The sequence below is a fragment of the Pseudomonas peli genome, from assembly GCF_900099645.1.
GTDB classification, from domain to species: domain Bacteria; phylum Pseudomonadota; class Gammaproteobacteria; order Pseudomonadales; family Pseudomonadaceae; genus Aquipseudomonas; species Aquipseudomonas peli.
Map to the genome: position 1 here is coordinate 289,739 of NZ_FMTL01000001.1, position 14,667 is coordinate 304,405.

A 14,667-nucleotide genomic window follows, 5' to 3' on the forward strand; every position below is an offset into this window, starting at 1 on the left:
ACGTTCATTTAAAAAGAGGCAAACGGAACTAGGACTGGGTTCCCGTGTGCCTCCTTGCGAGCCGGTCAGCTTAAGCAGCTGTGGCTCTTATCATCCGGCGAGATCGCGATTGGCGACCTCACTCAGAATTCGTTCAAGCACTTGTTCAATCGAGAGTTCAGTGGAATCCAGCTGGATCGCATCGGCTGCCGGCTTGAGCGGAGCCACTGCACGCTGGGTATCGCGCTCATCGCGCGCCTGAATCTCATCAAGAAGACTCGCGAGATTAACATCATCGCCTTTGGCCTTCAACTGCAAGTAGCGGCGGCGGGCACGCTCCTCGGCGCTGGCGGTGAGGAAAATCTTCAGCGGCGCATCGGGAAACACCACAGTCCCCATATCACGACCATCGGCGACCAGACCCGGCATTTCCTGAAATGCCTGCTGACGCTGCAGCAGAGCCTCGCGCACGGCGGACAGCGAGGCCACCTGCGAAGCACCGGCACCGACCTGCTCGTTACGGATCAGGTCAGTGACCTCTTCGCCCTCAAGAATGATGCGCTGACCATGGCCATCGCCCGCAGCAATAAATTGCACATCCAGATGAGCGGCGAGCAGCTTCATCGCCTCTTCGTTGGTCAGATCAACGCCGTGATTGCCCGCAGCAAAGGCCAGCAGGCGATACAACGCACCCGAATCCAGCAGATTCCAGCCCAGCTGTTTGGCCAGCAGGCCGGCAATGGTGCCCTTGCCCGAGCCGCTCGGCCCGTCGATGGTGATAACCGGTGCAACGATCATGCTTTGCCCTCCTCGGCCACACGAATGCCAACCTGAGCCGACAGCGCGAGGAAGTTGGGGAACGAAGTGGCTACATTGGCGCAATCATGGATGCGGATCGGCGCAGTGGCGCGCAACGACGCCACGCTGAACGACATGGCGATGCGGTGATCGCCGTGCGCCCAGACTTCGCCACCACCGATGCTGCCGCCCTCAATGATAATGCCATCTGGCGTTGGCTCGGCCTTGACGCCCAGAGCAATCAAACCATCAGCCATCACCTGAATACGGTCGGATTCCTTGACCCGCAGCTCTTCGGCACCGCGCAACACGGTACGGCCTTCAGCCACCGACGCAGCAACAAACAGTACCGGGAACTCATCAATAGCTAGGGGCACCAGGTCTTCGGGGATATCAATGCCTTTGAGCTTGGCGCTGCGCACGCGAATATCAGCCACGGTCTCGCCGCCGACTTCACGCTGGTTTTCCAGGGTGATGTCGCCACCCATCAGCTTGAGGATATCGATGACACCAGTACGGGTCGGGTTGATGCCTACGTGCTCAAGCACCAGCTCGGAGTCTTCGGCAATGCTGCCGGCCACCAGGAAGAATGCTGCCGAGGAGATATCCGCAGGCACTTCGATATGAGTCGCGGTCAGCTTATGGCCTGATTCAACGCTGGCGGTGCTGCCATCCACAGTTACTGGGTAGCCGAAGCCACGCAGCATGCGCTCAGTGTGGTCGCGGGTCGGCGCAGGCTCGGTCACTGAGGTGGTTCCGGCGGCGTAAAGCCCAGCAAGAAGCAGGCAGGATTTAACCTGAGCACTGGCCATGGGCATTTCGTAATCCATACCGGTCAGACGCTGGCCGCCTTTGATCATCAGTGGCGGGCGACCTTCCGGGCCGGTTTCGATCACTGCGCCCATTTCGCGCAGCGGCTTGGCAACACGGCTCATAGGCCGCTTGGACAGCGAGGCATCACCGGTGAGCGTGGTGTCGAACGGTTGCGCTGCCAACAAACCCGAGAGCAAGCGCATCGAGGTGCCAGAGTTGCCCATGTACAGCGGACCGGCCGGCGCCTTCAGACCATTCAGACCCACCCCGTGAATGGTCACGCGACCATGATGCGGGCCTTCGATGACCACCCCCATATCGCGGAACGCTTGTAGCGTTGCTAGCGCGTCTTCACCTTCCAGAAAACCCTCGACATGCGTGGTGCCTTCAGCCAGCGAGCCAAGCATGATCGAACGGTGAGAGATGGACTTGTCGCCCGGAACGCGAATACGCCCGGAGAGTTTGCCGCCAGGGCTAGCCAGAAAAACCAGATCGTTAGAGTGCATAGCGTCCACATAGGCCCTACGGGCCAAAATTTTGCCGAAATGCTCACGGGCCACGCGGGCGCGGGTGAATACGCCCAGCAATTGATGCCCATCCCCAGCGTCGACCGCGTCGCGCAAGGCGTCGAGGTCGTCGCGAAATACGTCCAGCGTGCGCAGCACCGCCTCGCGATTGGCGAGGAAGATGTCATGCCACATGACCGGATCACTGCCGGCGATCCGCGTGAAGTCGCGAAAACCGCCGGCGGCGTAACGAAAGATCTCCAGGTTCTCACTGCGCTTGGCCAGCGAGTCAACCAGAGTAAAGGCCAGCAAGTGCGGCAGGTGACTGGTCGCAGCCAGCACCTGATCGTGATGCTCCACCTCCATATGTTCAACATCCGCGCCCAGCTCGCGCCACAGCGCATCGACCAGCACCAGGGCCGACTCATCACTCTGCTCGCAAGGCGTGAGGATGACCTTATGGCGGCGGAACAGCTGCGCATTGGATGCTTCCACCCCGCTCTGCTCGGAGCCGGCAATTGGGTGGCCCGGCACAAACCGCACCGATTTACCAGTAAAGGCCAGGCGCGCAGCACGCACCACATTGCCTTTGGCGCTGCCCACATCGGTGAGCACCGTCGTACCCAGGTCAAGCTTGGCCAGCTCTGTGAGCAGCTTTTCCATGGCCAGGATAGGCACCGCCAGCTGGATAATATCGGCACCCTGACAGGCGGCAGCCAGATCAACCTCGCAGCGATCAACCACGCCCAGCTCCACTGCCAACCGGCGCGACTCGGGATCGAGATCGACACCTATCACTTCGCGGCACAGGCCGCGCTCACGCAAACCCTTGGCAAAAGAGCCGCCAATCAGGCCCAGGCCGATAACCACCAGGCGGCCGAGCTTAGGGGCGGCAGGTTGCACCTGAGTGACAGCAGATTTGGCTTCACTCACGCGTTCAGCACCTTGGCCAGGGCGTCAAGGAAGCGCGCGTTTTCAGCAGTTAGACCAATCGACACCCGCAGGAAGTTCGGCATGCCATAACCGGCCACTGGGCGCACGATCACCCCGGCGCGCAGCAGCGCCTGGTTGATTGCCGCGGTATCACGGCCAAAGTCCACAGCAATAAAGTTGCCTTTCGACGGGATCCAGCTCAGACCCAACTCGCGCAGGCCGGCCTCCAGCTGCGCCATGCCGGCGTCATTGAGCTGACGGCTTTGCGCCAGGTAATCGGCATCATCCAGCGCCGCACAGGCCGCGGCCAGGGCGAGGCTGTTGACGTTGAACGGCTGGCGTACACGGTTAAGCACATCGGCGATCTGCGCCGAGCTGAGCGCATAACCAACGCGCAGCGCCGCCAGGCCATAGGCCTTGGAGAAGGTGCGCGAGACCAGCAGATTGTCATAGCGCGCCAGGTACTTGAGACCGTCCGGCAGCTCATCACCTTCGGCGAACTCGATATAAGCCTCATCCAGTACCACCAGCACATTGCTAGGTACGCGCGCGAGAAAGCGCTCCAGCGCATCGGGGCCGAACCAGGTACCAGTCGGGTTGTTCGGGTTGGCGATAAACACCACGCGGGTGTTGGCGTCGATGGCCGCCAGCATGGCTTCCAGGTCGTGGCCGTAATCCTGCGCCGGCACCACTTTGCCCTGAGCACCTACGGCCTGGGTCGAAATGGGGTAAACGGCAAAGGCATACTGACTGAACACCGCATTAAGGCCGGGGGCCAGATAGGCCCGGGCGACCAGATCGAGAATGTCGTTGGAGCCGTTGCCCAGGGTGACCTGATTGATCTGCACACCGCAACGCACAGCCAGGCGACTTTTCAGCTCGAAGCCATTGCCATCGGGGTAACGGGTCAGCTCCGCCAGTTCGCCGCGAATCGCTTCCAGCGCCTTGGGGCTTGGACCCAGCGGATTCTCATTGCTGGCCAGCTTGACGATGCTGGCCGGGTCCAGATCCAGCTCACGGGCCAGCTCATCCACCGGCTTGCCCGGCACATAGGGCGACAGCTGCTGTACGCCTGGCTGGGCCAGGGCGAGGAAATCGGTCATAGCAAAGCCTCACGCTTAAAGCCGCAAGCCCCAAGTACAGCCCGGCGTCGATGCGCGTAAAGCTTGAGACCTGAGGCGTGCCGCAGCAGTTTTAAAGTACCGCTTTCGGGTAGGAACCCAGCACCTTGAGCGCCACGGCTTCCTGATTGATCTTTTCCAGCACGTCCTTGATCAGAGGATCGCGGTGGTGACCAACGAAGTCGATAAAGAACACGTAGGTCCACTTGCCGCTGCGCGACGGGCGGGTTTCGATGCGGGTCAGGTCGATGCCGTTGTTGTGGAACGGCACCAGCAGCTCATGCAGTGCGCCCGGCTTGTTACGCATGGAGACGATGACCGAAGTCTTGTCGTCGCCGGTCGGCGGTACTTCCTGGCTGCCGATGATCAGGAAGCGCGTGGAGTTGTCCGGACGGTCTTCGATCTTCTCCGCCAGCTTGGTCAGGCCGTAGAGACTGGCCGCCATATCGCCGGCAATCGCCGCACTGTTCCACTCGCTTTTCACCCGTTTGGCTGCATCGGCATTGCTCGACACCGCCACGCGCTCGACGTTGGGGTAATGCGCATCCAGCCACTTGCGGCACTGTGCCAGGGACTGCGCATGGGAATAGATGCGGGTGATCTTGTCGGTTTTGGTGGTTTCACCGACCAGCAGGTGGTGGTGAATGCGCAGCTCGACTTCGCCACAGATGACCATGTCATGCTCGAGGAAGCTGTCGAGCGTGTGGTTGATCGCGCCTTCGGTGGAGTTCTCCACCGGCACCACACCGAAGTTCACCGCACCGGCGGCCACTTCGCGGAATACTTCATCGATAGCCGCCATCGGCACGCTGATCACTGCGTGACCGAAATGCTTCATCGCCGCAGCCTGGGAGAAAGTACCCTCTGGACCGAGGTAAGCCACCTTGAGCGGGTTTTCCAGGGCCAGACAGGAGGACATGATTTCGCGAAACAGCCGCGCCATTTCCTCGTTGCCCAGTGGCCCCTGGTTGCGCTCCATGATGCGTTTGAGCACCTGGGCTTCGCGCTCCGGGCGATAGAACACCGGCTTCTCGCCTTCCGGCAGCGCCTTCATCTTCACCCGCGCGACTTCTTCGGCGCAGCTGGCGCGATCGCTGATCAGCGCGAGAATCTTCTCGTCGAGGTTGTCGATGCGCAGGCGCAGAGCCTGCAGTTCCTGCTCGGAAATTGGATCGGTCATCAGCCGTGCTCCTTCTCGAACTCGGCCATATAGGCCACCAATGCCTCAACGGCATCCAGACCCACGGCGTTATAGATCGAGGCACGCATGCCGCCGACCGAACGGTGGCCTTTCAGGTTGAGCAGGCCGCGCGCATCGGCACCGGCGAGGAACGGCTTATCCAGCTTCTCGTCGGCCAGGCGGAACGGCACGTTCATCCAGGAGCGGGCGTTATGGGCAATCGGGTTGCTGTAGAAATCGCTGGTATCGATGGCCTTGTACAGCAGGTCTTTCTTGGCGCGGTTGATCCGCTCCATGGCAGCCACCCCGCCCTGCTCTTTCAGCCACTCGAACACCAGGCCGGACAGGTACCAGGAGAAGGTCGCCGGGGTGTTGTACATCGAGCCGTTATCGGCAGCGATCTTGTAGTTGAGCATGGTCGGGCAGACGCTGCGGGCACGGCCGAGCAGGTCTTCACGGACGATGGTCACCACCAGGCCGCTGGGGCCGATGTTCTTCTGCGCGCCGGCGTAGATCAGGCCGAACTTCGACACATCGATCGGGCGCGAGAGGATGTCGGAAGACATATCCGCCACCAGCGGCACATCACCGACTTCGGGAATCCAGTCGAACTGCAGACCACCGATGGTTTCATTGCTGGCGTAGTGCAGGTAGGCGGCGTCTTTCGACAGCTGCCACTCGTTCTGCCCAGGAATGGCGAAGTAGTCATAGGCCTTGGCGCTGGCGGCGACATTGATGTTGCCGTAGCGGCTAGCTTCTTCGATGCTTTTCTTCGACCAGATGCCGGTGTCGATGTAATCCGCCACACCCTCTTCGGGCAGCAGGTTGAGCGGAATCTCAGCGAACTGCTGGCTGGCACCACCCTGCAGGAACAGCACCTTGTAGTCGGACGGGATCTCCATCAGGTCGCGCAAATCCTGCTCGGCCTTTTCCGCGATGGCGGTGTATTCGTCGCTGCGGTGACTCATCTCCATCACCGACAGGCCTTTACCCTGCCAATCGAGGAGCTCCGCCTGGGCGCGTTGCAGAACAGCTTCAGGAAGCGCGGCCGGGCCGGCGCAGAAGTTAAAGGCTCGCTTGCTCACATCCACTCTCGCTCAAAATAGTGGGCGGGCTGGTGCGTGCCAGCAGCCGCCAAATCCTACGCTGTCAGAAGCGAGCGCACTCGCCCCGACAGATCACTCTTCGCTGATTGGGCTTTCGTCAGCTGCGGCTTCGGGTGCATTACCTGCATCCGCAACTGCGCCGTCAACACCCTCTTCGCCTTCCAGCAGCTCTTCGTCGTCTTCAGCCGAGGGCTCCTGCACACGCTCAAGACCCACCAGGGTTTCATCCTTGGCCAGCTTGATCAGGGTCACGCCCTGGGTGTTGCGACCGAGGCTGGAGACTTCGCTGACGCGGGTGCGTACCAGGGTGCCCTGGTCGGAAATCAGCATGATTTCCTCGCCTTCAAGCACCTGCACGGCGCCGACCAACTTGCCGTTACGCTCGTTGCTGACCATGGCGATCACGCCCTGGCCGCCACGACCGCGACGCGGGAACTCGGCCATCGCAGTGCGCTTACCGTAGCCACGCTCGGAAGCGGTGAGAATCTGCGCGTCGGCTTCAGGAATCAGCATGGAGATGATTTCCTGACCTTCCGGCAGACGCATACCACGCACACCGCGAGCGGTACGACCCATGGTGCGGACCTTGCTTTCCTTGAAGCGAATAACCTTGCCGCCGTCGGAGAACATCATCACTTCGCGGGCGCCGTCAGTTACGGCAGCGGAGATCAGGGTGTCATCTTCGTCCAGCTTGAGGGCGATCAGGCCCGAGCTGCGCGGACGGCTGAACTGCACCAGCGGCGTCTTCTTCACAGTACCTTTGGCCGTAGCCATAAAGATGTAGGCACCGGTCGGTTCATCCGGGGTCTCGTCGTCGGCGTCATCGCCTTCGGCCAGGTCTTCGACTTCTTCAGCCTCGACCACTACGCCTTCGATATCGTCCGGCTCGTCGCCTTCCGGCGCCTGCTGACGCAGCGCTTCCAGGTCGACCTGGAGCATGGCGGTAATGCGCTCGCCGTCGTCCAGCGGCAACAGGTTGACCAGCGGACGACCACGGGCGGCGCGCGAGGCCTCCGGAATTTCGTAGGTCTTCAGCCAGTACACCTTGCCCTTGCTGGAAAACAGCAACAGAGTGGCGTGACTGTTGGCGACCAACAGGTGCTCGATGTAGTCCTCATCCTTCACGCCGGTGGCCGACTTGCCCTTACCGCCGCGACGCTGCGCCTGGTAGGCATGCAGCGGCTGGCTCTTGGCATAACCACTGTGGGAAATGGTGACCACACGCTCTTCTTCGGTGATCAGGTCAGCCAGGCTCAGATCCAGGCGGTTGTCGAGAATCTCGGTGCGGCGCGCATCGCCGAACTCGGCTTTGACCGCTTCCAGTTCTTCGCGGATCACTTCCATCAGACGCGTGGCGCTGGTGAGAATGCGGATCAGCTCGCCAATCTGAGTGAGGATTTCCTGGTATTCGGCCAGCAGTTTTTCATGCTCAAGACCGGTCAAACGGTGCAGACGCAGCTCGAGAATGGCCTGGGCTTGTTCCGGCGAGAGGAAATACTTGCCGTCACGCAGGCCGTATTGCGGATCGAGATCGTCCGGACGGCAGGCGTCGGCACCGGCGCGCTCGACCATGGTTTCCACTGCACTGGACTCCCAGGGCGTGGCGATCAGCGCTAGCTTGGCTTCGGCCGGGGTCGGCGAGGCCTTGATCAGAGCGATGACCGGGTCGATGTTGGACAGGGCAACCGCCTGTCCTTCAAGGATATGGCCACGTTCACGGGCCTTGCGCAGCTCAAATACGGTGCGGCGGGTGACCACTTCACGGCGGTGCAGAATAAAGGCTTCGAGCATGTCCTTGAGGTTAAGGACCTTCGGCTGGCCGTCGATCAGCGCCACCACGTTGATACCGAACACACACTGCATCTGGGTCTGGGCGTAGAGGTTGTTGAGTACCACTTCCGGTACTTCGCCACGGCGCAGCTCGATGACGATGCGCATGCCGTCCTTATCGGACTCATCGCGCAGCTCAGTGATGCCTTCGAGCTTCTTCTCTTTAACTAGCTCGGCGATCTTCTCGATCAGGCGCGCCTTGTTCAGCTGATACGGCAGCTCGCTGACGATGATCTGCTGACGGCCACCGACCTTGTCGATGTCTTCAATGATGGCGCGGGCGCGCATATAGATGCGGCCACGGCCGGTTCGGTAGGCCTCGATGATACCGGCGCGACCGTTGATGATCGCCGCAGTCGGGAAGTCCGGACCAGGGATGTATTGCATCAGCTCATCGACAGTCAGCTCGCCGTTGTCGATAAGCGCCAGACAACCATTGATCACTTCCGTGAGGTTGTGCGGCGGAATATTAGTGGCCATACCCACGGCGATACCGCTGGAGCCGTTGACCAACAGGTTGGGGATCTTGGTCGGCATAACCGCCGGGATCATCTCGGTGCCGTCGTAGTTCGGCACCCAATCCACGGTTTCTTTATGCAGGTCAGCCAGCAGCTCATGGGCCAGCTTGGTCATGCGTACTTCGGTGTATCGCATGGCAGCTGCGTTATCGCCGTCCACCGAACCGAAGTTGCCCTGGCCGTCGACCAGCAGGTAACGCAGCGAGAATGGCTGCGCCATGCGGACGATGGTGTCGTACACCGCGGTATCACCGTGTGGGTGGTACTTACCGATGACGTCACCGACCACACGGGCGGACTTCTTGTAAGCCTTGTTCCAGTCGTTGCCCAACTCACTCATGGCAAACAGCACACGGCGGTGCACGGGCTTCAAGCCATCACGTGCATCCGGCAGCGCGCGCCCAACAATTACACTCATCGCGTAATCGAGGTAGGACTGCTTGAGTTCGTCTTCAATATTGACCGGGAGGATTTCTTTGGCCAGTTCGCCCATGAGTAGCCTTGTTCCTTTTTCTGGTGAAACTCCGCGCCGCTCGTCCTGAGTGGTGTGGAGCCTGTCGCCGTGCCTTGAGGCTCATAGCGACTCACGACAAATCAATAAGTTATGCCATGTATCTGCGCAGGTAAGAGGCCCATAACAGGCACCCCCGAAAACCGCCGGAGCTTACCACAATCAGTGCGTCGCACCTATCCCCAGCGCCGCCCTACCGACTAGGTGTGCGCACCCGCAGAAAACTCAGTGCAGGCGCTTGCGGCACATCAATTGCGCCATTTTTTCCGCATCCGGACGATCAACCACACCCTTCTCGGTGACGATAAAATCGATCAGGGCCGCCGGGGTCACATCGAATACCGGATTGAGCGCTTCGATCCCGCCAGCGATGCGCTTGCCGCCCAGCTCCAGCAGCTCGTTAGCATCGCGCTCTTCCAGCACGATATCGTCGCCATGCTCCATGGCCATGTCGATGGTCGAGCTGGGAGCGACCACCATAAAGCGCACGCCATGGTGCATGGCGTTCACCGCCAGCTGATAGGTGCCGATCTTGTTCGCCACATCGCCATTGGCAGCAATGCGGTCCGCCCCAACGATGACCCAGGTGATACCACGGGTTTTCATCAGGTGCGCAGCAGCCGAATCGACATTGACCGTCACCGGGATGCCGTCAGCCGCCAGCTCCCAGGCAGTCAGGCGCGAGCCCTGCAGCCAGGGCCGGGTTTCGTCGGCATATACCCGCTCAAGCAAACCCTCATGAAAAGCCGCGCGAATCACCCCCAACGCCGTACCGAAGCCGCCTGTGGCCAGGGCGCCGGCATTGCAATGGGTCAGCAGGTTCTGCTGATTGCCCTGGTGCTTGCGGATCAGATCGACGCCCAGCTGGGCCATGGTCAGATTGGCTTCACGATCACTTTGATGAATGCCGATGGCTTCGGCCTCCAACAGCGCCAGCGGGTTGTCATGGCTTTTCAGCCGACCCAGCCGCTCACGCATGCGCTCAAGCGCCCAGAACAGATTGACCGCTGTCGGGCGCGATGCAGCCAGCAGGTCGAAATCCGCCTGCAATGCCGCTCGCCAGTCGCCGCCGTCCTGCAGACGAGCCCTTACAGCCAGGACAATCGCATAGGCCGCGCTGATGCCGATGGCCGGCGCGCCGCGCACCACCATGCTACGGATCGCCTCGGCGACATCCGCAACCGAGTGATAGCTCAGCCAGGTTTCCTCGAAAGGCAGCGCGCGCTGATCCAGCAAGTGCAGAGCGCCGTCACGCCACTCGATGGCCCTGACCTTCTCTGCCGCTAGCAGTTGCTCGCGCATGACACACCTCCGCCGGAAAAAGCCGACCATTATACGCACAGCACTGCGCACATCGCGCCAGATCAGCTGCATGCAGCTTCAAGCCTAGGGCGTTCCCCTATAAACTCGCCACTCTACTGACTGCCGGAAGCCTTCCCATGCCCCAAGCTCCGCTCGATTTGCTGCTACTGCCCACCTGGCTGGTCCCGGTCGAGCCAGCTGGCGTGGTGCTGCTGGAGCACGGCCTGGGCATCCGCGACGGGCGCATCGCACTGATCGCACCGCGCGCTGAAGCGCTTAAACACGCAGCCCTGCAGGTGCTTGAGTTGCCCGGACGACTGCTCACGCCAGGCCTGGTAAACGCCCATGGGCATGCGGCAATGACCCTGTTCCGCGGCCTGGCCGATGATCTGCCGCTGATGACCTGGCTGGAGAAGCACATCTGGCCGGCTGAGGCCAAATGGGTCAACGAGCAGTTTGTGCAGGATGGCACCGAGCTGGCCATCGCCGAACAGCTCAAGGGTGGCATTACCTGCTTCTCCGACATGTATTTCTTCCCGGAAACCGCCAGCCAGCTGGTGCACAGCAGCGGCATCCGCGGGCAGATCACCATTCCGGTACTGGATTTTCCGATTCCCGGCGCCCGCGACGCTGACGAAGCGCTGCGCAAAGGCCTGAATCTGTTCGACGACCTAAAGCACCACCCGCGCCTGAGCGTCGCCTTCGGCCCGCATGCGCCCTACACGGTGAGTGACGACAAGCTAGAAAACATCCGCATGCTCGCCGAAGAGCTGGACGCCGGCATTCATATGCACGTGCACGAAACCGCCTTCGAAGTGCAGCAGAGCCTGGAGCAGCGCGGTGAGCGGCCACTGGCGCGCCTGGCGCGCCTTGACCTGCTCGGCCCGCGCTTCCAGGCCGTGCACATGACCCAGATTAATGATGAAGACCTGGCCATGCTGGTGGAAAGTAACAGCAGCGTGATCCATTGCCCGGAGTCCAACCTCAAGCTGGCCAGCGGCTTTTGCCCGGTGGAAAAACTCTGGCAAGCCGAGGTCAACGTCGCCATCGGTACCGATGGCGCAGCGAGCAACAATGATCTCGATCTGCTCGGCGAAACCCGCACCGCCGCCCTGCTAGCCAAGGCCGTTGCCGGCTCGGCCACGGCCCTGGATGCTCACCGCGCGCTGCGCATGACCACCCTCAACGGCGCCCGCGCTTTGGGTCTGGATGCGCAAATCGGCTCGCTGGAACTGGGCAAGGCGGCCGATATCGCCGTATTCAACCTCTCCGGCCTGGCCCAGCAACCAGTTTATGACCCGGTTTCGCAGCTGATCTATGCAGGTGGCCGCGCCTGCGTCGAACACCTGTGGGTCGGCGGCAAACAATTGCTCGACGGCGGCCAACTGACGCGCCTGGACGAACAACGGATCATCGCCAATGCCCGCGCCTGGGGCGCGAAGATTGCCGGCAAGTGACAGCCAGCCCAGAGAATTCGGGCACTGCGACAAACTGACATACATTGGACGCATAACAGGCGTCCAATCCACCCGGCGAAGCTGGCAACATGAGTCTCCCGCCGCCGCCTGATTCAGGGATTTATATGAGCAACGTCGACCGCGCCGAAATCGCCAAATTTGAAGCCCTTGCCCACCGCTGGTGGGACCGTGAAAGCGAATTCAAACCGCTGCATGACATCAACCCGCTGCGCGTCAACTGGATCGACGAACGCGTCGGCCTGGCCGGCAAGAAAGTGCTCGACGTTGGCTGCGGCGGTGGCATTCTCAGCGAATCCATGGCCCAGCGCGGCGCCAGCGTCACCGGCATCGACATGGGCGAAGCACCGCTGGCAGTAGCCCAGCTGCACCAGCTGGAGTCCGGCGTCAGCGTCGAATACCGGCAGATCACTGCTGAAGCCCTGGCTGAAGAAATGCCAGAACAGTTCGACGTGGTCACCTGCCTGGAAATGCTTGAGCACGTACCCGACCCGGCGTCGGTGATCCGCGCCTGCTACCGCATGGTCAAGCCTGGCGGCCAGGTGTTCTTCTCCACCATCAACCGTAACCCCAAGGCCTACCTGTTCGCCATCATCGGTGCGGAGTACGTGATGCGCCTGCTGCCGCGCGGCACCCATGACTTCAAGAAATTTATCCGTCCGTCCGAGCTCGGCGCCTGGAGCCGCGAAGCGGGTCTTGAGGTCAAGGACATCATCGGCCTGACCTACAACCCGCTGAGCAAACGCTACAAGCTGGAAGCCGATGTCGACGTCAACTACATGATCCAGACCCTCAAGGAGGCGTAGGGCGTGCCATCCGTTATTTCCCTGCAGCGTTGCTGCCAGAAAGCCGGCCAGGCTAGACGCTGGCCGCAGACAATGGTTGTTCCATTGCCAAGGACAGCAACAACGCATGGCCGGCTTTCTGGCGCAACCCGTAGGGCCGGGTCTGTTTTGACGCGATGCTGCGTTTCTCGCCACTCATTTGGAATAACCAAACTTCACGGCTCGTGCCTGACCTCGCGCCAAAACATACTCCGGCGCTGCAAGGGAAATAACCAATGACACGCCCAATGCGCTTGCGCGCGGTTTTATTCGATATGGACGGCACCCTCCTCGACAGTGCGCCGGACTTTATCGCCATCAGCCAGGCCATGCGTGCCGAACGCGGCCTGCCACCGATTGCGGACAAGCTGATCCGTGACCAGGTGTCCGGTGGCGCGCGCGCCATGGTCGCTGCCAACTTCGCCATGGACCCCGAGGCAGAAGGCTTCGAAGTCCTGCGCCTGGAGTTTCTCGACCGCTATCAGGCGCATTGCGCGGTACTGACGCGGCCGTTTGACGGCATGGATGAGCTGCTCAATGACATCGAACAGGCCAAGCTGATCTGGGGCGTGGCAACCAACAAGCCGGCGCGCTACGCCGAACCGATCATGCAGCAACTCGGCCTGGCGCAGCGCTCGGCGGTACTGGTCTGCCCAGATCACGTCAGCCGCAGCAAGCCCGACCCCGAGATGATCCTACTGGCCTGCGCAAAGATGGGCGTAGAACCTGCCGCCACCCTGTTTGTGGGTGACGACGAGCGCGACATCGAAGCCGGTCGCGCGGCAGGCTGCAAGACCGCCGCTGTCACCTACGGCTATATCCACCCGCAGGACAACCCACGTAACTGGGGCGCCGACGCGGTGGTGGACCACCCACTGGAACTTCGCACCGTGCTCGAACAAGCCCTGTGTAGCTGTTGAAGACGGTTTACCGGACGCGCATCACGTGCCACCCGCTTTTGAATTAATGAGGCTTTACCCATGCATGACTATTCCGCCCGCCCCGACCTGCTCAAGGGCCGCGTGATTCTGGTGACCGGTGCTGGCCGTGGCATTGGTGCAACCGCCGCCAAGACCTTCGCCGCCCACGGCGCAACGGTGCTGCTGCTGGGCAAGACCGAAGACAACCTCAGCCGCGTCTATGACGCCATCGAAGCCGCAGGCCACCCGCAAGCGGCAGTGATCCCGTTCAACCTGGAAACCGCCCTGCCGCATCAGTACGACGAACTGGCAGCGATGATCGAAGCCGAATTCGGCAAACTCGACGGCGTGCTGCACAACGCCTCTATCATTGGCCCGCGCACGCCGCTGGAACAGCTGTCCGGCGACAACTTCATGCGCGTGATGCAGGTCAACGTCAACGCCATGTTTATGCTCACCAGCACCCTGCTGCCGCTGCTCAAGTTGTCGGCAGACGCCTCGGTGGTATTCACTTCGAGCAGTGTCGGGCGCAAAGGTCGTGCTTACTGGGGGGCCTACGCAGTATCCAAGTTCGCCACCGAAGGCCTGATGCAGGTGCTGGCCGATGAAGTCGACGGCATTGCCAACGTGCGCGCCAACAGCGTCAACCCAGGTGCAACACGCACCGATATGCGCGCCCAGGCCTACCCCGGAGAGAACCCACAGAACAATCCACTGCCTGAAGCCATCATGCCGGTTTACCTGTACTTGATGGGACCGGACAGTACAGGCGTTAATGGCCAAGCATTTGACGCGCAATAAACCGTGACGGCTACCGCCGGTTTTCCGGCGGCAGCCCGACCCACTGGCAT

At 61.3% G+C, this 14,667-nt stretch carries 11 protein-coding genes; 4 read left to right on the plus strand and 7 right to left on the minus strand.

The genetic code is table 11. From position 1 onward, the window contains the following. Nucleotides 1-90: 90 nt before the first annotated feature. The 7 genes from cmk to mtnA all read right to left on the minus strand — a co-directional run bounded on the left by cmk (nt 91) and on the right by mtnA (nt 10,597). Entirely contained in the window at nt 91-777 is a 687-nt protein-coding gene (gene cmk / locus BLO50_RS01515) for a (d)CMP kinase (RefSeq protein WP_090248169.1), read from the minus strand. Then, a complete protein-coding gene (locus BLO50_RS01520) occupies nt 774-3,029 on the minus strand; it encodes a bifunctional prephenate dehydrogenase/3-phosphoshikimate 1-carboxyvinyltransferase (RefSeq protein WP_090248171.1) in 2,256 nt (751 codons plus the stop codon). The genes cmk and BLO50_RS01520 overlap by 4 nt, the downstream gene beginning before the upstream one ends. Next, nucleotides 3,026-4,132, minus strand: coding sequence for a histidinol-phosphate transaminase (gene hisC, locus BLO50_RS01525; RefSeq protein WP_090248173.1), 1,107 nt, complete (start codon nt 4,130-4,132; stop codon nt 3,026-3,028). Before hisC ends, BLO50_RS01520 begins: the two co-directional genes overlap by 4 nt. 91 nt (nt 4,133-4,223) lie before the next feature. Further along, on the minus strand, nt 4,224-5,330 hold the full coding sequence (gene pheA, locus BLO50_RS01530) for a prephenate dehydratase (protein WP_167141464.1): 1,107 nt from the start codon (nt 5,328-5,330) through the stop codon (nt 4,224-4,226). Continuing rightward, nucleotides 5,330-6,415, minus strand: coding sequence for a 3-phosphoserine/phosphohydroxythreonine transaminase (gene serC / locus BLO50_RS01535; RefSeq protein ID WP_090251105.1), 1,086 nt, complete (start codon nt 6,413-6,415; stop codon nt 5,330-5,332). The genes pheA and serC overlap by 1 nt, the downstream gene beginning before the upstream one ends. A gap of 93 nt (nt 6,416-6,508) precedes the next feature. Next, nucleotides 6,509-9,277 carry a DNA gyrase subunit A gene (gene gyrA, locus BLO50_RS01540; protein ID WP_090248174.1) on the minus strand — a complete coding sequence of 923 codons (2,769 nt, stop codon included), beginning with the start codon at nt 9,275-9,277 and terminating at the stop codon, nt 6,509-6,511. A 243-nt stretch (nt 9,278-9,520) separates the two neighbouring features. Next, a complete protein-coding gene (gene mtnA / locus BLO50_RS01545) occupies nt 9,521-10,597 on the minus strand; it encodes an S-methyl-5-thioribose-1-phosphate isomerase (protein ID WP_090248176.1) in 1,077 nt (358 codons plus the stop codon). A 137-nt stretch (nt 10,598-10,734) separates the two neighbouring features. Between mtnA and BLO50_RS01550 the strand changes: the two genes are divergently transcribed. The 4 genes from BLO50_RS01550 to BLO50_RS01565 all read left to right on the plus strand — a co-directional run bounded on the left by BLO50_RS01550 (nt 10,735) and on the right by BLO50_RS01565 (nt 14,617). Then, nucleotides 10,735-12,054 (plus strand): TRZ/ATZ family hydrolase, encoded by a 1,320-nt coding sequence (locus tag BLO50_RS01550; protein ID WP_090248177.1) that lies wholly within the window; start codon nt 10,735-10,737, stop codon nt 12,052-12,054. Between the two features lie 125 nt (nt 12,055-12,179). Further along, nucleotides 12,180-12,878 (plus strand): bifunctional 2-polyprenyl-6-hydroxyphenol methylase/3-demethylubiquinol 3-O-methyltransferase UbiG, encoded by a 699-nt coding sequence (gene ubiG / locus BLO50_RS01555; protein WP_090248179.1) that lies wholly within the window; start codon nt 12,180-12,182, stop codon nt 12,876-12,878. 266 nt (nt 12,879-13,144) lie between these two features. Then, a complete protein-coding gene (mupP, locus tag BLO50_RS01560; RefSeq protein WP_090248181.1) occupies nt 13,145-13,816 on the plus strand; it encodes an N-acetylmuramic acid 6-phosphate phosphatase MupP in 672 nt (223 codons plus the stop codon). A 60-nt stretch (nt 13,817-13,876) separates the two neighbouring features. Next, nucleotides 13,877-14,617, plus strand: a complete 741-nt coding sequence (locus BLO50_RS01565) for a YciK family oxidoreductase (RefSeq protein ID WP_090248183.1) — start codon at nt 13,877-13,879, stop codon at nt 14,615-14,617. Nucleotides 14,618-14,667 lie beyond the last annotated feature (50 nt).